Origin of the sequence: Nocardia sp. (genome assembly GCF_025465275.1) — a bacterium.
Lineage (GTDB): Bacteria > Actinomycetota > Actinomycetes > Mycobacteriales > Mycobacteriaceae > Nocardia.
On the sequence record NZ_JAODNK010000098.1, the window covers coordinates 1 to 16,698 of the forward strand.

Genomic DNA, 16,698 nt, shown 5'->3' on the forward strand with positions numbered 1-16,698 from the left:
CGAGGGCCTCGACCGCATCGCCCACGGAAACGACCTCATTCGGGTCGACATCGTGCTTGATGGAGAGTTCGCGGGAGGGGATGACGCCTTCGGTCTTGTAACCGATGTCGAGAAGGACCTCGTCACGGTCGACCTTGACGATGGTGCCTTCGACGATATCGCCGTCGTTGAAGTACTTGATCGTCTTGTCGATGGCGGCGAGGAAGTCCTCGGCGGAGCCAATATCGTTAATGGCTACCTGCGGCGAGGTCACAGTAGTTGGCATGTGTTGGGAGGCTCCGGACGGATTGTGGTCGGTAGTGGACATGTGGGCTTTCGGTATTGCTGCGAACACACAGCGATGGAACTACGTTGGGTCATGCAACAGCACCTCGCTGTGGCGGAGCACAACGCTGCACTCAAAGCATGCGGACTCACAGCACGATTGTCTGCTCTGCCCGGCCTACTCGAAGAATCCGAGAGGATCGAGTACAGAAGACACTCGCGGAAAACAGCGTACGCGACGTCTGTTGTACCAAGCAAACACGGGTGCTGCGGCGCGAGTCGATAGGGTTGGGCAATGTCCGAAGATCAGCCCGCCCTCCCTGACGACGACCGCCACGCCGAAGCGAACTCCCTGCTCGGGACGGTAGGTGTGGCTCGCGCCAAGATTGACTCGGACGCCAGTCAGCGTGCCAGCCGCCGCTGGTGGGATGCGGACGCGGCGGCCTATCACGAGACGCATGCCGATTTCCTGGGCGTGGATTCGGCCGCGGGTGAGTTCGTCTGGTGCCCGGAGGGGCTGCACGAGGGTGACTGGCGGTTCCTCGGGGACATCGTCGACAAGCGCATTCTGGAGATCGGCTGCGGCAGCGCGCCCTGCTCCCGCTGGCTCGCCGCGCACGGCGCGCATCCGGTCGGGCTCGATATCTCCCGGCAGATGCTGGAGCGCGGCCTGGCCGCGATGGAGGCGGGCGGCCCGCGCGTCCCGCTGGTGCAGGCGGGTGCGGAGGAGCTCCCCTTCGCCGACGCCAGTTTCGACCTCGCCTGCTCGGCCTTCGGGGGCGTTCCGTTCGTGGCCGATTCCGCGCGGGTGATGCGCGAGGTGGCCCGGGTCCTGCGCCCGGGCGGCCGCTGGGTCTTCTCCGTCAATCACCCGATGCGCTGGATCTTCCCGGACGATCCGGGCCCCGAGGGCCTGCGCGCCGCGATCCCCTACTTCGACCGCACGCCCTACGTGGAACTCGACGCCGACGGCGAGCCCACCTACGTGGAGCACCACCGCACCGTCGGTGACCGCGTCCGCGAAATCGTCGCCGCCGGCCTCACCCTGGTCGACCTCGTCGAACCCGAATGGCCCGAGTGGCTGGAACGCGAATGGGGCCAGTGGAGCCCGCTACGTGGCGAAATCTTCCCCGGCACAGCCATTTTCATCACCGAAAAGCCCAGCTGACCTCCGATACGACGCCTGTGGCGGAGAGATCGCCAGCCACAGGCTCCACGGTCGCTAGAGGTCGAATCGCGCGCTGAGCGCAACCTTGAGTTGCTCCAATTGGGGCTCACCTAGCAGGCCGACTCGCTCTTTAAACCAGCCTCGGTCGAATGCAGCGAGGTCGTAAACCGCGATGGCGAGGCCGTCGTCAATGGGAACGACCAGCAGGCGCATGCCGTCAGGCACTTCGCGCATCGGCCGGACGCGCGCGGCGAGGATGCGCGAACGTTCCAGCATCGCGGGCATGGCGTCAAGTACGACAATGGTCGACTGTTGCCCGCTGACCGGGCTGACTGCTGACCAGATCTGGCCCTGTGCAATCGGAGGGTGGGTCACTCGTCGAACTCCTGCGGGAACTCGTCGCTCAGGGAAGGTTTGGGGTTACGCGTCTCGAATGCGGCGAGCTTGCGCAGGTCCTCTTCAAGAAGCCGCTGCCGCACGGCGCGGGCGATATATTCGGACACATTGCCGGCGGCGGAGGCCCGTAGAGCTTTAGCCAGCTCATCCGGCATCGAGATGGTCAGCTTGGCCATACAGCGAACGATACAGCTCAACGCTGTATCGCGCGCGGTTTCCGCTGCGGGTGCCTCCCGGTTCGAAACCCTTCCCCGGTAATAGCGGCGAGCGGCAGATCGGATCTCTTTCCCGTGATGCAGGACCGCAGCAGTATGGCCCCCTCCCGGGAGTGGGAGGGGGCCATACCGGCGATCAGGGGGATTTATGTTCTCGCCCTGCGTGTTTGAGAGCCTGGCGGAGGGCGTACTCGATCTGGGCGTTGATGCTCCGGAGGTCGTCTGCGGCCCATTTGGCGATCGCGTCGTGCACGGCCGGGTCCAGTCGGAGCAGGACTCGCTTCGGTTCGCGTTTGGCCGCCGACATCAGGAGTAGAGGGTTCCGGCATTGACGATGGGCTGTACGGCGCGGTCACCACACAGCACAACCAGCAGGTTGGAAACCATTGCCGCCTTACGCTCCTCATCGAGTTCGACCATGCCCTGTTCAGCCAGGCTGTCCAGGGCCATGCCGACCATACCGACCGCGCCGGCCACGATGCGGCTGCGGGCGGCGACCACCTGGTCGGCCTGCTGGCGAACCAGCATGGCCTGGGCGATCTCCGGTGCGTAGGCGAGGTGGGTGATGCGGGCCTCGATGATGTCGATGCCGGCCAGTTCGGTGCGGGCACGCAGTTCGGCGGTGAGCTCGCCCGCGATCTCGACGCCATTGCGCAGGCTGGTGCCCTCTACGTCATCGGTCTGATAGGGGTGGGTGGTGGCGAGGTGCCGGACCGCGGTCTCGGACTGGGTGCGGACGAAGTCGACGTAGTCGTCGACGGCGAAGGCCGATTTGAAGCTGTCGACCACGCGGTAGACGACCACCGCGGCGATCTCCACCGGATTACCGGCCGAGTCGTTGACCTTCAGCTTCTGGGTCTCGAAGTTCCGCACCCGCAGTGAGATATTGCGGCGGCTGCTCAGCGGGGTGACCCAGTGGAATCCCGACTCCTCGACCGAGCCGATGTAGCGGCCGAAGAACTGAATCACCTTGGCCTGGTTGGGGTTCACGACCACGAACCCGCTCAGTACCAGTACCGCCGCGAGAATCGTGACCGCGAGCAGCACGCCCAGCGCGGTCGAGGGATTCCCCGTGCCACTGTCACCCTTGAGCCCGTTGATCTCCGCGGCGATCGCGATGATCAGCAGGATGAGCACCCCCAGCATCAGGAACCCGTTCACCCGGAACGTCCGACGCATCTCCATGACACTCTCCTAGTATCGAAGTGATATCACGACGATAGCGCTCTCCGGAGCCGCTGCCAAGGGGTCGGGCCCGTGAAAACGCGTCACGCCCGCCATCGGAGTCATGGCGGGCGCGACGCGATTCCGGATCAGTGCGGCCGGATATTGCGGTTGAAGCGGAAGAGGTTCCGGGCGTCGTACTTCGACTTGAGGGCGGCCAGGCGGTCGTAGCCGTCCTCGGAGTAACCCGCGCGGGTCTGCGCCTCGTCCGCATCGGCCCCGCCGCCGTAGAGGAAGTTCAGATTGTGCCCGATAGTCCAGGGCTGCAACGTCTTCCGGATCCGGGCCAGTCCGTCCCCGATGGCGGCGTCGTCCGGCCCCGGCATGGCGATGGCGCGGGCGATGTACTCGGCATTGCGGTGTTCCAGCACGGACGGACCGGGACGGCCCAGCGCACCGCCCAGGTGGCGGAAACCGGCAACGACCGGCAGCGGAGATTCCGGACCCGTCGCCTCCAGGAAGGCATCGGTGGCGTCGGCCGGCAGCTCGGAGAGCAGCGCATTGGTAGCCGTATACGGGTGCGGGTTCGGCGGATCGTTGTAGATGGTGTGGCTGTCGGCGTAGGGCATGACCCGCAGATTGTCCGAGAACAGTTCGCCGACGGCGCGCAGCGGTGCGACCAGGCGCTCCCCCTCGGCCTCCGAACCGGTGTAGACGATATTCACCGTGGCCAGGTACCGGCCACGCAGGTGCTCCGGGAACTGCGGGATGTCCGGCATGGTCATCATGGTGATGGCGGAGGAAAGTTGTTCGGGGACATCGGCGGTCCACAGTCGCCAGGCCTCCAGTGCCCGCCCCACGAGCGGAGCGTCGAACTGCAGCTGGCCGCCGTACACCGTTGTCAGCGGGACCAATTCGAGCTCCAGTGCGGTGACCACGCCGAAATTGCCGCCGGTGCCCAGCACCGCGCCGAAGAGTTCGTCGCCGGGCTCGAGGCGGCGCAGGCGGCCGTCCGCGGTGACCAGCTCGACGGCTCGCACATGGTCTGCGGCATAACCGAATTCGCGGGCCATCAGGCCGATGCCACCGCCCAGCGTGTAGCCGACCACACCGACGGAGTCCGAGGAGCCGTTCAGGGGTGCGAGCCCGTGCGCGGTCGCCGCCGCGATGAGTTGTCCGGCCTGTACACCAGCGCCGACGCGGGCGGTACGGGTGGCGGTGTCGATCCGAATGTCGGTCATCCGGCGGGTATTGATGAGCATTCCACCGTCGGCCGGGACCGAGAGGCCGTGCCCGGTGGCCTGCACGGCCACCGGAAGTCCGTGCCGCGCCGCGTATTCCACGGCGGCGCGCACATCCTCGGCATGTGCGGCGGCAACCACAACGGCGGGGCGGTGTGTGTAAGCGGTTTGGAATCCCGAGATTTCGGCGTCGTAACCGGCGTCGCCCGGCCGCAGGACCGGACCGGTGGTGGCGGGCAATTCGGTGATCGAATGCGTTGTCTTGGTCATGTCCTCCACACTGCCCTACCCTGATTGATAACTCCAACAGCTAGTTTGTCTAGTAGCTATAATCATCAGTTATGGAACTGCGTCAACTGCGCTACTTCGTCACCGTCGCGGAGGAGGCCAACTTCACCCGGGCTGCCGCCCGCCTGCACCTGACACAACCCGGGCTGAGTTCGCAGATCCGCCAGCTGGAACGCGAACTGGGACAACCACTCCTGGACCGTTCGACCCGCACGGTCGGCCTCACTCCGATCGGCGCGGCGGTGCTACCGCACGCCCGGGCGGCGCTGGCGGCGACCGAGCAGATCACGCATACCGTCGACGAGTTCACCGGGCTGCTGCGCGGGCGCGTGCGAGTAGGGCTGATCTCCGGCGCGGCCAATGACGAAATCGATATCGCGCGGGTGCTGGCCGACTACCACCGCGACCATCCGCAGATCGCCATCTCGCTCACCGAGGACACCTCCGAGCACATGATCGCGGCGCTGCGGCACGGCGAGCTCGATATCGCCCTGCTCAGCATTGCGAGCGCGGACCTCGGGACCGCCATCGAGACCGAGATCGTCTTCGATTCCACCATTGTCGCGGCGGTCGCCATCGATGCCGATTTCGGCGACCGCATCGGCCTGGCCGAGCTGTGCGAGCATCCGCTCATCTGCCTGCCGCCCGGCACCGGCATTCGGTCCGTTCTCGAAAGGGCTTGCGCAGCAGCTGGTCTGACACCCGATGTGGCCTTCGAGGCGGCCGCACCACCCCTGCTCGTCCGGTTGGCCCGGCACGGGCTCGGGGTGGCGATCGTGCCCCCGCTCGCGGGCGATGACGCCACCGAACTCGGGGTGCGCATGGTCGATATCGATCCGCCGATGACGGGCCGCCTGGTACTCGGCTGGAACAACGAGCGGCCGCTGAGCCCGGCCGCCAAGGTCCTACTCGGCCAGCTCCGCATCGCCGTCGGCGGCTGGAAGGATCCGGCCACCATGTTCCGGCAGTAGGCGCCCCCGTCAGGCCGCGGGCGCGAACACCGTCCGCAGACCGCCGTCGCGCACGGCCTGAACGGCGACCAGCGCCAGCAGCAGGACGCCCGTGAAAATGTGCTCGGTGGCGTCCATGCGGTGATTCGGGAAGCTGAAGACGAGCACATGATCGGCGAACAGCGCCCAGAACCCGATGACGAATCCCCCACCGACACCGCCGATTACGCAGTACCATGCGGCCCAGTGCCTATGCAGAGCCGCCACCACGGCGGGCCCGAAAAGCAACAGTCCGGCCACCGCGTGCCAGCCGTTGTAGTCCATGCCCAGCACCGGTGTGGCGGGCGCATTTTCCCCCAGCGCGAAGCTGGGCTGAATGATCCAACCGGCGATCGCCCACGCAATGTGCACAACACCGAGCACCAGGACCGCCCATTGCAGAAAACTCCACTGCGCCACTGTGATTCGGCGCTGAACAATTGATTGTGCACTCACCGGGCACCTCCCACCCGTTGGACACTGTTACTACTACACAGTGTAGTTGACATTGGAGATGTCGAGGCGCTTCTCGAAAGACTCATTCATCATTCCCTAAACAACCCTATTGCCATAACAGATAGGGATGTTTAGAGTCGTATAGGTGAATGAACGCCTGTACTCGGTGGACGAAGTCGCCGACCGTCTCGGACTGCACGTCCGTACGGTCCGCAGCTATGTGCGGGACGGGAAGCTGCCGGCCGTGCGCATCGGTAAGCAGTACCGGATCGCGCATGCGGATCTGGAGGCTTTCACCGGCCGGCCGATACCCGACGCGCTGCGGGAATCCGTAGCCCGGGAGCGGCACAGCGAGGTGTCCAGCATTGTCGAGGTCGAAGCCGTGGATCAGGCCACCGCCCACCGGGTTTCGACGCTGCTGACCGGCGCGGCGGGCAATCAGCAGTCGGGTGACCAACGGCTGCGGTTCCAGACCTACTACGACGCCGAGCGCGCGCGATTGAAGATCATCATCGTGGGCGGCCTGGGCGCGACGGCCCGGCTGCTCGAATACATGGAAGGGGTGCTCACCTCATGAGCACGACTGTGCGGAAAACTCCCGCCCCGATCTACAAGTCCGAGGCCGGGGCGGAGGCCATAACGTGCCGCTACCGAGAAGTATTGAGCGACTGGCCCATTCCGGCCGAGCAGCTGCGAATCCCGACCCGCGAGGGCGAGACCTTCGTTCTCGCCTCCGGACCGCAGGACGCGCCGCCCCTGGTGCTGCTGCACGGCTCGGGGGCCAACTCCTCGACCTGGCGCGGCGATATCGTGTCCTGGTCGCGGGATTTCCGCACCTATGCCGTCGACCTCGTCGGCGAGCCCGGCGGCAGCGCACCGTCCCGCCCGAAGCTGGACTCCGACGCGGTCGCGCTGTGGCTCGACGATGTCCTTGCGGGACTGGGTATTTCGAGTGCGGCCCTGCTGGGCATGTCGCTCGGCGGCTGGACCGCACTGGATTACGCCGTCCGCCGCCCGGACCGCATCACCCGACTGGCCCTGCTGTGCCCCGGCGGCGTCGGCAAACAGCGCTACGGCTGGATCCTCAAAGAGATACTCCCCCGACTGGCAGGCCGCCACGACGTCCGCCGATCAGCGCAGACCGTAACCGGCTTGGACGCAGCACATCTCGGTCCCGTCCTCGACGATATCGCGCTGACCTTCACCCACTTCAACCCCCGCACCGAACGCCTCCCCCGCTTCACCGACACCCAGCTCGCCGCCCTGCCCATGCCGGTCCTGGTTATCGTCGGCGACCGCGACGTCATGCTCGACTCCGCCGAAACCGCGCGCCGAATAAACACTTTCGTCCCGAACGCAACGGTCCAGATACTCCCCGGCGTCGGCCACGCCATCCTCGGCCAAACCGACACAGTGCTCAACTTCCTCCGCACCCCCACCACCGTGCACTGAGTCCCTCCCTCGGGTGAGGGGTGCCGGGAAATGCGCCGGCCCCGCTCCGAGTCGTGGAGCGGGGCCGGGCGAGAAGGCTTGTCTCGCTACAGAATGCGGGACAGGAAGGCCTTGGTGCGGTCGTGCTGGGGGTTGGCCAGCACCTCGCGCGGAATACCGGCCTCCACCACCACTCCGGCATCCATGAACACCAGCTGATCGGCAACCTCACGGGCGAAACCCATTTCGTGGGTCACCACCACCATGGTCATACCGTCGGCCGCCAATTCGCGCATGACGCCGAGGACTTCGCCGACGAGCTCCGGATCGAGGGCCGAGGTGGGCTCGTCGAAGAGCATCAGTTTGGGATCCATGGCCAGCGCCCGTGCGATGGCGACCCGCTGCTGCTGCCCACCGGAGAGCTGCGCCGGATAAGAATGCGCCTTGTCCGCCAAGCCGACTCGGTCCAGCAGTTCATGGGCGCGGGTGAGCGCGACGGCCTTCTTCAGCTTCTTCACCTGCGTGGGCGCCTCGATAATATTCTCGAGAACGGTCCGGTGCGGGAAGAGGTTGAAGTGCTGGAACACCATGCCGATATCGCGGCGCTGCTTGGACGCATCGCGGGGATGGAGTTCGTAGAGCTTGCCGGCCTTCTCGCGATAGCCGACGAGTACATCGTCCACGTAGAGCCGTCCGGCGTTCACGTCCTCGAGGTGGTTGATGCAGCGCAGGAAGGTGGACTTACCGGACCCGGACGGGCCGATGAGACACATCACCTCACCGCGCTTCACCTCCAGCGAAATCCCCTTGAGCACATTGAGCGCGCCGAAGTTCTTGTACACCTGTTCGGCGCGCACCATCGGCGCCGACGCATCGGTAAGACTCATCAGTGCCCCTCCTCCGCCGAGCGCTCCATGGTGGCCAAGGCGCGCAACTGTTTTCCGGTCAGCTTCCGCGAAGTACCCCGCGAGTAGTAGCGCTCCAGATAGAACTGCCCCACCATGAGCACGCTCGTGATGATCAGGTACCAGGTGGCCGCGACCAGCAGCAACGGAATCGGCTGGAAGTTCACGCCGTAGATGTCCCGCGCCCGGCCGTACAGGTCGGTGGTGAGCGGGATGGCCGTCACCAGCGAGGTGGTCTTGAGCATGGAGATGAGCTCGTTGCCGGTCGGCGGAATGATCACCCGCATGGCCTGCGGCAGCACCGTCCGGGTCATGGTCTGCGACCACGACATGCCCAGCGCCACCGACGCCTCGCGCTGCCCGTCATCGACGGAATTGATTCCGGCGCGGACGATTTCGGCCATATAGGCAGCCTCGTTCAGACCCAGGCCGACCACCGCGAAGAAGAACGGCGCCGACCAGTGCTGCACATCGAAGTTCGTGAACGACGGCCCGAACGGCACGCCCACGGTGATCGTCTTGTACAGCGAGGGGAACAGACCCCAGAACACCAACTGCACGTACACCGGCGTCCCGCGGAAGATCCACAGGTACGCCCATGCCACCGAGCGCAGCACCGGATTCGGCGAAAGGCGCATGACCGCCAGCAGCACCCCGAGCAGCACGCCGATGAACATGGCCAGCACGGTCAGCTCCAGCGTGACCAGAGCACCCTTGGCAATGTTGATGTCGCGCAGGTACTTCCAGTACGTGTCCCAGTGGTAGGCCGGGTTCGTCTTGGCACCGTAGAGGAACAGCGCCACCAGCGTCAGCAGTACCGCGGCGGCGATCCACCGGCCCGGCCGTCGCAGCGGAATCGCTTTGATCGGCTGGGGGTCGGTGGGATTCGCGACCGTCACGGCCGAGGCTGCGGAATTAGTCTCGTCCTGTGACATCTAGCGTTATCAGCTCTGCGCGCCGTTGATGACCGACTTGGTGATCACGCCGTCCTGAACGCCCCAGTTCTCGGCGATCTTCTTGTACTGACCGCTGTCGATCAGGTGCTGCAGGGCCTCCTGCAGGACCGGCGCCAGGGTGGAGCCCTTCTTCAGCGGCCAGCCGTACGGCGCCGAGTCGAACATCGCACCGGCGGCCTCGATGGTGCCCTGGTTCTGCTTGATGGCGTACGCGGTCACCGGGGAGTCGGCGGACATGGCGTCGACCTGACCGTTCACCAGCGCGGTGGCCGCGGCGCTCTGCTCGTCGTAGGCGACCTTGGTGATCTCCGGCTTGCCGGCGGCCGTGCACTTGGCGCTCTTGGCCGGGATCTCGTCGGTGTCCTGAACGGTGGTGCGCTGCACCGCGACTCGCTTGCCGCAGGCATTGTTCGGGTCGATCGGCTTACCCTTCTGCTCGGCCCACTGGCTGCCCGCATTGAAGTAGTCGACGAAGTCCGCGGTGGCCTCGCGCTCCTTGTTGTCGGTGAACGACGACATGCCGATGTTGTAGGTGCCGGCCTCGATGGCCGGGATGATCTTCTCGAAGTCCGATTCCTGGTAGTCGGCCGAAACGCCGAGCACCTTGGCGACGGCGTCCACCAGATCGACGTCGAAACCGACGATCTTGCCGGTACCCGGATCCTTGTACTCGTTCGGCGAGTAGGGGACGTTCACGCCGACAACGATCTTGCCGCTGCTCTTGATGTCCGCGGGCAGCTTGGCGGCAATGGTGTCGACCTTAGACACATCCACCTTGGACACCGCAGGGGCATTGGAATCGGAGTTACTGGTACACGCGGTCAGCGCCAGGGCGCCGCCCGCGAGTACGCAGACGGCCCGCAGGGCACGCCCGCGGAAATCGATACGAACAGACACAGCAGTTCCTCCACAGTTCGGTCACGCGACAACCGGGCGTCGCCCGCCGATTGAAATGTAAGCGAGTCGAACATTCCATGCGGGTCGGTAACCGAACATTAATCGGCGACACGCCGATGCATGGCCGATACACGCCCGGTTCCGGAAGTGCGCTCACCAGCGGTGCAGCCGGGCCCGCACCTGCTCGGTGAATTCGGTGGTAGATGCTAACCCACCCAAATCGGATGTGGCGACTCCGGACCGCAACGTCTCGGCAACCGCATGTTCAATCCGCTCGGCCACCCGCCGCAGCGCGCTGTAGGAATCGCGCGCCGCCAGCCAGTGCAGCAGCATCGCGGAGGAGGCCAGCAGCGCAACCGGATTGGCGCGATTGTGCCCGGCCAGTGTCGGTGCGGCGCCGTGCACGGCCTGCGCCATGGCCTGGCTCTGCGAACAATTCAGCGACGGCGCCATACCGAGCGAGCCGCTCAATTCACCGGCCAGATCCGAGAGGATGTCGCCGAAGAGATTCTCGGTCACGATGACATCGAAATCGGCGGGCGTGCGGACCAGCAGCGCCGCCACCGCATCCACGTGCTCATCGTTCACGGCGACGTCCGGATACTCGGCCGCGACCTCGTAGCACACATCCCGGAACATGCCCATCGTCATCGGCAGCACATTCGCCTTGTGCACGATGGTGACACGCCTACTCCGACCCTGCGCGATTCCGAAGGCCAAGTGCGCAATTCGCTCAGTCGCCGCGCGCGTCACCACGCCGACCGACATGGACACATCGGCCGTGGGACGGAACTCCCCCGAGCCCGCGAACATATTCCGGTCGGCGTAGAGCCCTTCGCTGTTCTCCCGGACGATCACCAGATCCATTTCCGGGGTGGTCGCGCGCACACCGTCCAGGGTCCGCGCCGGACGGATGTTTCCGTACAGCCCGAATCGCTTGCGGATCGCGCCGCCCGGGGGCAGACCGGTGCGGTGATCGGCGGCATAGGAGGCATTGTCGTGCGGGCCCATGATCCAGGCGTCGAGACCCTCGAGCGCCTTCAGCGTCGGTTCCGGCATCGGATCGCCGAATTCCTCGATGGCGGCATGGCCGATCAGCAGCGGCACCCACTCGATGGGCGGCAGACCCACCACTTCGACGGCGTCGTCGACCACGGCCCGGGTGGCCCGCACGATCTCCGGGCCGATGCCGTCGCCCTCGATGAGGCCCAGCCGGAGCCGAATGTCACTGTCGCCCGGTAGCCGAGTCTCGCTGTCGCTCATGACAGTCATCCTCGCGTAAACGCCGAGGCAGCCACGCGGCGGCACGCGGTTGGCGGTTACCGTAGTGGGTAAAGGGAAGAGAACAGCAGGGACCGGTGTTGGACCGGGAAACCCGACACGAGAGGACGCCATGGCCACCCAGACACTGACCGAGCAGAACTTCGACGAGACCGTCACCGGAAGCGATGTGGTTCTCGTCGATTTCTGGGCCGCTTGGTGCGGTCCGTGCCGCCAGTTCGCCCCGACCTTCGAGACGTCTTCGGAGAATCACCCGGACGTTGTTTTCGGCAAGGTGGACACCGAGGCCGAGCAGGGACTGGCCGCTGCTGCAAATATCCGTTCCATCCCCACGCTGATGGCCTTCCGCGAAGGCGTGCTCGTCTTCGCACAGCCCGGCGCACTGCCGCCGGCCGCTCTCGAGGATCTCATCGGGCAGGTGAAGGCCCTCGATATGGAAGAGGTCCGCAAGCAGCTCGCCGAGCAGCAGGGCGCTGAACAGCAGGGTGCCGAGAAGTAAGGCAAACCCGCTCGCGCAGTACACAATTCGCACATCGAATGCGCCGCAACCGACGGTAACCATCCCGTGAACGGTTGCGGCGCATTCGTTCAGGCGAAGGTGTTGATACCGGCGATCATGGCGCGGACGGTGGATTCCGCGCTGTCGTCGGCAAGGGCTGCGCCCCAGCCGCGGCGACCGTTGAATTCGCACAGCACGAAGGTGGCGGTGCCGATTTCGGTGCGACGCTGATGGAACTGCAGGATCTCGATGGGATAGCCCTCGTCGTAGAGCGCCGAGGTGAGCGCGGCGACCGGGCTCCCGGACGCGGTGACGGTGCGCAGATGGCCGGCAAATTCCAGGGTCGCGGTGAAATACGCGGCGCGGAGGTGCGTCCATTCGCCCAGCTCGAGCACTCCCGCATCACGGCAGTAGCGATCGTAGAACTGGGCAGAACTCAAGCCGGCGCTCTCGGCCCGCAGACTCGCGGGGGCAGCGGCGATGAACATGTGGGTATCGATGGTGAGTGTCATTGAACTAGGTCTTCCCGACTTCTTCGCAGAATTTGGCAGAGGGGACCAGCACAAGAAAGAAATTCACACGGCCCGCAGCGGGGGGGCCGGTCCGGAATCAGACCCCGCTGCGGCGGAGAACTACGAGTACGCGCGCCACAGCCACCATCGCGGTGAGCGGAACAAGCGCGGCGCGGTCGCGGTCGGCGACATTCTGCGCTGCGCTGCGGCTGTAGGCGGGATTCGGCACGGCACCGAGCATAAGGGCAGATACAGGCATTGGCAACCATATTCGCATTCGACTCACGGGTAACTTTGTCGCAGGTCATCCACCCTGTGGCACGCGCCATAGCAACCTGCGTCACTGCCCATAGCAACCTTGGATGCCACAATGGGCAAACCCTGTCGGACTGTCGTTCGAACCCTCCGTGAACTCGAGGAGCACACCCGCGATGACCGACCCGAAAATCATGCAGACGATCAACCATCTGTTCGGCTGCCACCGCACCTGTGTCCGCCAAACCGGCGAATCCCTCGATCTCGGTGCTGCGCACGCCGCGCGCGATCACATCACCCAGCTCATGGACTGCGCCGCCATCTGCCGCCTGGCCGCCGACATCCTCGACCGCCGCTCCCCCTGGGCCCTCGCCCTCTGCGAACTCGCCGCCCAAGCCTGCACCGCCACCGCCGAGAGCTGCGAACGCCTCGACGAAAAAATCTGCGCCCGCACCTGCCGAGAAACCGCCGAAGTCCTCACCCTCCTCTGCACCCAGCTCACAGCAGCCCCCTAAACCCGCCCGTTTCGCCCACTAACGCCCGAAATGCCCGTCCCAACCTCTCTCCCTTGGCCGCTCGGGCGGCCAAGCTCTGCGGCCGGGCCGCTCGGGCGAGAAGCTCTGCGGCCGGGCCGCTCGGGCGGGAAGCTCTGCGGGGGCCGCTCGGGCGAGAAGCTCTACCGGCACCGGTCGGGCGAGAAGCTCTACCGGCACCGCATCTACGCACAGGGCCGAAAGCACTGCACCCCGCAGCTGCGCCGCGCATGAATTGGCGTGCCGCGCACGGAATGTGCGGCAATTCCATGCGCGGCACACCACTGTGTTCACGAATCTCCCTCTGACACACCGCAGCCCGTACTCATCAGAGCACGGGCTGCGAGGTCTGGAGGTGCTGCGACTCAGTGGGCGGCGGAGTCCCAGCTGCGACCGACGCCGACGGAGACCTCGAGGGGGACCGAGAGTTCGATGGCATTCGACATATGTTCGCGGGCAAGGGCTTCGAGTTGGTCGCGTTCGCCGGGGACTACCTCGAAGATCAGTTCGTCGTGGACCTGCAGGAGCATGCGGGATTTCAGGCCGGCGGCGCGGATGGCACGCTGGGTGTCGATCATGGCGACCTTGATGATGTCGGCGGCCGTGCCCTGGATGGGGGCGTTGAGGGCCATGCGCTCGGCGGCCTCGCGGCGCTGACGGTTGCTGGAGTCGAGATCCGGCAGGTAGCGGCGGCGGCCGAAGAGGGTTTCGGTGTAGCCGGTCTTGCGGGCCTCGTCGACGGCGTCGCGCAGGTAGTCGCGAATGGCGCCGAAGCGTTCGAAGTACACGTCCATCTGCGCCTTGGCCTCTTCGGCGCTGATCTTCAGCTGCTGGGACAGGCCGTAGGCCGAAAGACCGTAGGCCAGGCCGTAGGACATGGCCTTGATGCGGCGGCGCAATTCCGCGTCGACCGCGGTGATCGGAATGTCGAAGGCCTTCGAGGCGACAAAATTGTGCAGGTCCTCGCCGGAATTGAAGGCCTCGATGAGGCCCTCGTCCTTGGACAGGTGCGCCATGATCCGCATTTCGATCTGGCTGTAGTCCGCCGTCATGAGCGATTCGAACCCGGGACCCACCACGAAGGTGTCGCGAATGCGACGCCCGGTATCGGTGCGGATCGGAATGTTCTGCAGGTTCGGCTCGGTGGAGGACAGGCGACCCGTCGCTGCGACCGTCTGATTGAAGGTGGTGTGAATGCGCCCGTCGTCGGCGACCGATTTGAGCAGACCGTCGACGGTCACCTTGAGGCGCGTGGCATCGCGGTGCTCGAGCATGTGCTGCAGGAACGGGTGCTGCGTTTTCTCGTAGAGGCTTTCCAGCGCATCGGCATCGGTGGTGTAGCCGGTCTTGGTGCGCTTGGTCTTCGGCATGTCGAGCTCGTCGAAGAGCACCACCTGCAACTGCTTGGGCGAGCCCAGATTGATCTGCTTGCCGATCACGTCGTAGGCCGCATTGGCCGCCTCACCGACCCGGTTCGCGAATTCGCGCTGCAACTCCTCGAGCTGATCGGAGTCCACGGCAATGCCGGCCTCCTCCAGATCGGCGAGCACGGTCAGCAGCGGCAGTTCCATATCGCCGAGCAGCGCGGTGGATTCGATGCCCTCGAGTTCCGCGTCGAAGGCGTCGGCGAGATCGTAAACGGCACGCGCACGCAGCATTTCGCCCTGAGCGACCTCGGCATCGGCCTGATCCTCGTCGTCGAGCAGGGAGAGCTGGGTTTCGACGCCGTCGTCCACGCGCAGTTCCCGGCTCAGGTAACGCAGTGACAGATCGTCGAGGTTGAAGGAGCGCTGGCCGGGGCGTACCAGATAGGCCGCGAGCGCCGTATCGGTGCTCAGCCCGCCCAGCTGCCAGCCCCGCCCACGCAGCGCGTGCATGGCGGCCTTGGCCTCGTGCACGGCCTTGAAGGTGTCCGGGTCGGCGAGCCAAGCGCCCAGCGCCGCTTCGTCTTCCGGGGTGAGGATGTGGACGTCGAGGTAACCGCCCTCACCGTCCGCGGCGGCCAGCGCGATCGCCTTCACATCACCGTGCATCGGGGTGCCCACGCCCACCACCGAGAGACCGTGCCGCACACCGGACTTCGCATGCTCGGCGAGCCAGTCGCCGATGGTGCCGGGCAGCAGTGCCGCGCCACTGATCTCGAAGCCGGACTCGGCCTCCGGCTCCACGGGTGCGAGCGTGTCGAACAGCCGGTCACGCAGCACCCGGAATTCGAGCTCGTCGAAGAGCCGGTGGATCTTGTCCCGATCCCACGGCTGCATACCGAGCTGATCGGGCGTGTAGGGCAGCGGCACATCCTTCACCATTTCGGTGAGCTGCCGGTTGAGCACCACGCTGGAGAGGTTGGCGCGCAGCGCGTCTCCGACCTTGCCCTTCACCGTATCGACCTTGTCGACCAGGGTCTCCAGATCACCGTATTCGATGATCCACTTGGTGGCGGTCTTCTCCCCCACGCCCGGAATGCCCGGCAGATTATCGCTCGGGTCGCCGCGCAGCGCCGCGAAATCCGGGTACTGCGCCGGCGTGAGCCCGTACTTCTCCGTCACCGCGGCCGGGGTGAACCGGGTCAGCTCGGACACACCCTTCTTCGGGTAGAGCACGGTGACATTGTCATTGACCAACTGCAGCGCATCACGGTCACCGGTCACGACCAGCACCCGGAAGCCTTCGGGCACCGCCTGCGTGACCAGGGTCGCGATCACATCGTCGGCTTCGAACCCGTCGATGGCCATGACCGGAATGCCCATTGCCCCGAGCACTTCCTTGGTGGTCTCCACCTGCCCCCGGAACTCGTCCGGAGTCGTGGCCCGATTCGCCTTGTACTCCGGATACACCTCCGTCCGGAACGTCTTGCGACTCACATCGAACGCGGCGGCCACATGCGTGGGCTTCTCGTCCCGCAGCAGGTTGATCAGCATGGCGGTGAACCCGTACACCGCATTGGTGGTCTGCCCGCTCGCCGTCTTGAAGTTCTCCGCGGGCAGCGCGAAAAAGGCGCGATAAGCCAGCGAATGTCCATCCAGCAGCAGCAACGTCGGCTGCACGGTGGAGTCGGCGGCGCCAGATGCGGACGCGGCGCTCGGCCGCTGATCGGTAGAGGCAGGGGTCACGGCACAGAGTCTAGGGACGTGCACCGACACGTGCGGGAACCGGGCGCATTCGGCACGCCCAGCCGATCCGGCCGCACCTGGAACCGGGCGATCGACACTCGGTCATCCGGGGTTTTTGCTGGATAGCGGCCTCGAACG

The 16,698-nt window shown here is 65.6% G+C and carries 19 protein-coding genes; 6 read left to right on the plus strand and 13 right to left on the minus strand.

Annotated features, from left to right (window positions below; genetic code table 11):
• Positions 1 to 265: S1 RNA-binding domain-containing protein (locus tag JWN03_RS23290; RefSeq protein ID WP_297618956.1), on the minus strand; the 265-nt coding region annotated here is incomplete at its 3' end.
• 294 nt (positions 266 to 559) lie between these two features.
• Between JWN03_RS23290 and JWN03_RS23295 the strand changes: the two genes are divergently transcribed.
• The gene (locus JWN03_RS23295; RefSeq protein WP_297618808.1) at positions 560 to 1,432 is read left to right on the plus strand and encodes a class I SAM-dependent methyltransferase; all 873 of its coding nucleotides are present in this window, start codon (positions 560 to 562) and stop codon (positions 1,430 to 1,432) included.
• 54 nt (positions 1,433 to 1,486) lie between these two features.
• Here the strand turns inward: JWN03_RS23295 and JWN03_RS23300 are convergent, their stop codons facing one another.
• The 4 genes from JWN03_RS23300 to JWN03_RS23315 form a co-directional block, all read right to left on the minus strand.
• Positions 1,487 to 1,807, minus strand: coding sequence for a hypothetical protein (locus JWN03_RS23300; RefSeq protein ID WP_297618811.1), 321 nt, complete (start codon positions 1,805 to 1,807; stop codon positions 1,487 to 1,489).
• Positions 1,804 to 2,004 carry a hypothetical protein gene (locus JWN03_RS23305; RefSeq protein WP_297618814.1) on the minus strand — a complete coding sequence of 67 codons (201 nt, stop codon included), beginning with the start codon at positions 2,002 to 2,004 and terminating at the stop codon, positions 1,804 to 1,806. Before JWN03_RS23305 ends, JWN03_RS23300 begins: the two co-directional genes overlap by 4 nt.
• A 345-nt stretch (positions 2,005 to 2,349) precedes the next feature.
• Positions 2,350 to 3,228, minus strand: coding sequence for an SPFH domain-containing protein (locus tag JWN03_RS23310; RefSeq protein ID WP_297618817.1), 879 nt, complete (start codon positions 3,226 to 3,228; stop codon positions 2,350 to 2,352).
• Between the two features lie 128 nt (positions 3,229 to 3,356).
• Positions 3,357 to 4,718: an FAD-binding oxidoreductase gene (locus JWN03_RS23315; protein ID WP_297618820.1), complete on the minus strand. Its 1,362-nt coding sequence runs from the start codon at positions 4,716 to 4,718 to the stop codon at positions 3,357 to 3,359.
• 71 nt (positions 4,719 to 4,789) lie between these two features.
• Here JWN03_RS23315 and JWN03_RS23320 point away from each other — a divergent pair, with 71 nt between their 5' ends.
• A complete protein-coding gene (locus JWN03_RS23320) occupies positions 4,790 to 5,707 on the plus strand; it encodes a LysR family transcriptional regulator (RefSeq protein ID WP_297618823.1) in 918 nt (305 codons plus the stop codon).
• A gap of 9 nt (positions 5,708 to 5,716) precedes the next feature.
• On the opposite strand, the gene JWN03_RS23325 is transcribed toward JWN03_RS23320, so the two are convergent.
• The gene (locus tag JWN03_RS23325) at positions 5,717 to 6,181 is read right to left on the minus strand and encodes a DUF4383 domain-containing protein (protein WP_297618825.1); all 465 of its coding nucleotides are present in this window, start codon (positions 6,179 to 6,181) and stop codon (positions 5,717 to 5,719) included.
• A 145-nt stretch (positions 6,182 to 6,326) separates the two neighbouring features.
• Between JWN03_RS23325 and JWN03_RS23330 the strand changes: the two genes are divergently transcribed.
• Positions 6,327 to 6,758 (plus strand): helix-turn-helix domain-containing protein, encoded by a 432-nt coding sequence (locus JWN03_RS23330; protein WP_297618828.1) that lies wholly within the window; start codon positions 6,327 to 6,329, stop codon positions 6,756 to 6,758.
• Positions 6,755 to 7,633: an alpha/beta fold hydrolase gene (locus tag JWN03_RS23335; protein WP_297618831.1), complete on the plus strand. Its 879-nt coding sequence runs from the start codon at positions 6,755 to 6,757 to the stop codon at positions 7,631 to 7,633. Before JWN03_RS23330 ends, JWN03_RS23335 begins: the two co-directional genes overlap by 4 nt.
• An 86-nt stretch (positions 7,634 to 7,719) precedes the next feature.
• Here JWN03_RS23335 and JWN03_RS23340 read toward each other — a convergent pair whose 3' ends face one another.
• From JWN03_RS23340 to JWN03_RS23355, 4 genes are all read right to left on the minus strand, one after another.
• Complete coding sequence (locus tag JWN03_RS23340; protein WP_297618834.1) at positions 7,720 to 8,499, minus strand: amino acid ABC transporter ATP-binding protein; 780 nt, start codon at positions 8,497 to 8,499, stop codon at positions 7,720 to 7,722.
• Positions 8,499 to 9,452, minus strand: coding sequence for an amino acid ABC transporter permease (locus JWN03_RS23345; RefSeq protein WP_297618837.1), 954 nt, complete (start codon positions 9,450 to 9,452; stop codon positions 8,499 to 8,501). Before JWN03_RS23345 ends, JWN03_RS23340 begins: the two co-directional genes overlap by 1 nt.
• A gap of 9 nt (positions 9,453 to 9,461) precedes the next feature.
• Positions 9,462 to 10,370 carry an ABC transporter substrate-binding protein gene (locus JWN03_RS23350; RefSeq protein WP_297618840.1) on the minus strand — a complete coding sequence of 303 codons (909 nt, stop codon included), beginning with the start codon at positions 10,368 to 10,370 and terminating at the stop codon, positions 9,462 to 9,464.
• A 153-nt stretch (positions 10,371 to 10,523) separates the two neighbouring features.
• Complete coding sequence (locus JWN03_RS23355) at positions 10,524 to 11,633, minus strand: isocitrate/isopropylmalate dehydrogenase family protein (protein ID WP_297618843.1); 1,110 nt, start codon at positions 11,631 to 11,633, stop codon at positions 10,524 to 10,526.
• 130 nt (positions 11,634 to 11,763) lie between these two features.
• Between JWN03_RS23355 and trxA the strand changes: the two genes are divergently transcribed.
• Positions 11,764 to 12,150: a thioredoxin gene (gene trxA / locus JWN03_RS23360; RefSeq protein WP_297618845.1), complete on the plus strand. Its 387-nt coding sequence runs from the start codon at positions 11,764 to 11,766 to the stop codon at positions 12,148 to 12,150.
• Positions 12,151 to 12,239: 89 nt separating this feature from the next.
• Here trxA and JWN03_RS23365 read toward each other — a convergent pair whose 3' ends face one another.
• Positions 12,240 to 12,662, minus strand: coding sequence for a 2-keto-3-deoxygluconate kinase (locus JWN03_RS23365; protein ID WP_297618848.1), 423 nt, complete (start codon positions 12,660 to 12,662; stop codon positions 12,240 to 12,242).
• Positions 12,663 to 12,759: 97 nt separating this feature from the next.
• The gene (locus JWN03_RS23370; protein ID WP_297618851.1) at positions 12,760 to 12,891 is read right to left on the minus strand and encodes a hypothetical protein; all 132 of its coding nucleotides are present in this window, start codon (positions 12,889 to 12,891) and stop codon (positions 12,760 to 12,762) included.
• Between the two features lie 202 nt (positions 12,892 to 13,093).
• Here JWN03_RS23370 and JWN03_RS23375 point away from each other — a divergent pair, with 202 nt between their 5' ends.
• On the plus strand, positions 13,094 to 13,432 hold the full coding sequence (locus JWN03_RS23375) for a four-helix bundle copper-binding protein (RefSeq protein WP_297618854.1): 339 nt from the start codon (positions 13,094 to 13,096) through the stop codon (positions 13,430 to 13,432).
• Positions 13,433 to 13,815: 383 nt separating this feature from the next.
• Here JWN03_RS23375 and polA read toward each other — a convergent pair whose 3' ends face one another.
• Positions 13,816 to 16,560, minus strand: coding sequence for a DNA polymerase I (gene polA, locus JWN03_RS23380; protein ID WP_297618857.1), 2,745 nt, complete (start codon positions 16,558 to 16,560; stop codon positions 13,816 to 13,818).
• Between the last annotated feature and the right edge of the window lie 138 nt (positions 16,561 to 16,698).

Bases quoted from the DNA above. Each gene is read 5' to 3' on its own strand.
- JWN03_RS23375 (WP_297618854.1), top strand. From the start codon at position 13,094: ATGACCGACCCGAAAATCATGCAGACGATCAACCATCTGTTCGGCTGC.
- JWN03_RS23365 (WP_297618848.1), bottom strand. From the start codon at position 12,662: ATGACACTCACCATCGATACCCACATGTTCATCGCCGCTGCCCCCGCG.
- JWN03_RS23355 (WP_297618843.1), bottom strand. From the start codon at position 11,633: ATGAGCGACAGCGAGACTCGGCTACCGGGCGACAGTGACATTCGGCTC.
- JWN03_RS23295 (WP_297618808.1), top strand. From the start codon at position 560: ATGTCCGAAGATCAGCCCGCCCTCCCTGACGACGACCGCCACGCCGAA.
- JWN03_RS23345 (WP_297618837.1), bottom strand. From the start codon at position 9,452: ATGTCACAGGACGAGACTAATTCCGCAGCCTCGGCCGTGACGGTCGCG.
- JWN03_RS23305 (WP_297618814.1), bottom strand. From the start codon at position 2,004: ATGGCCAAGCTGACCATCTCGATGCCGGATGAGCTGGCTAAAGCTCTA.
- JWN03_RS23320 (WP_297618823.1), top strand. From the start codon at position 4,790: ATGGAACTGCGTCAACTGCGCTACTTCGTCACCGTCGCGGAGGAGGCC.
- JWN03_RS23315 (WP_297618820.1), bottom strand. From the start codon at position 4,718: ATGACCAAGACAACGCATTCGATCACCGAATTGCCCGCCACCACCGGT.
- JWN03_RS23310 (WP_297618817.1), bottom strand. From the start codon at position 3,228: ATGGAGATGCGTCGGACGTTCCGGGTGAACGGGTTCCTGATGCTGGGG.
- trxA (WP_297618845.1), top strand. From the start codon at position 11,764: ATGGCCACCCAGACACTGACCGAGCAGAACTTCGACGAGACCGTCACC.
- JWN03_RS23335 (WP_297618831.1), top strand. From the start codon at position 6,755: ATGAGCACGACTGTGCGGAAAACTCCCGCCCCGATCTACAAGTCCGAG.
- JWN03_RS23340 (WP_297618834.1), bottom strand. From the start codon at position 8,499: ATGAGTCTTACCGATGCGTCGGCGCCGATGGTGCGCGCCGAACAGGTG.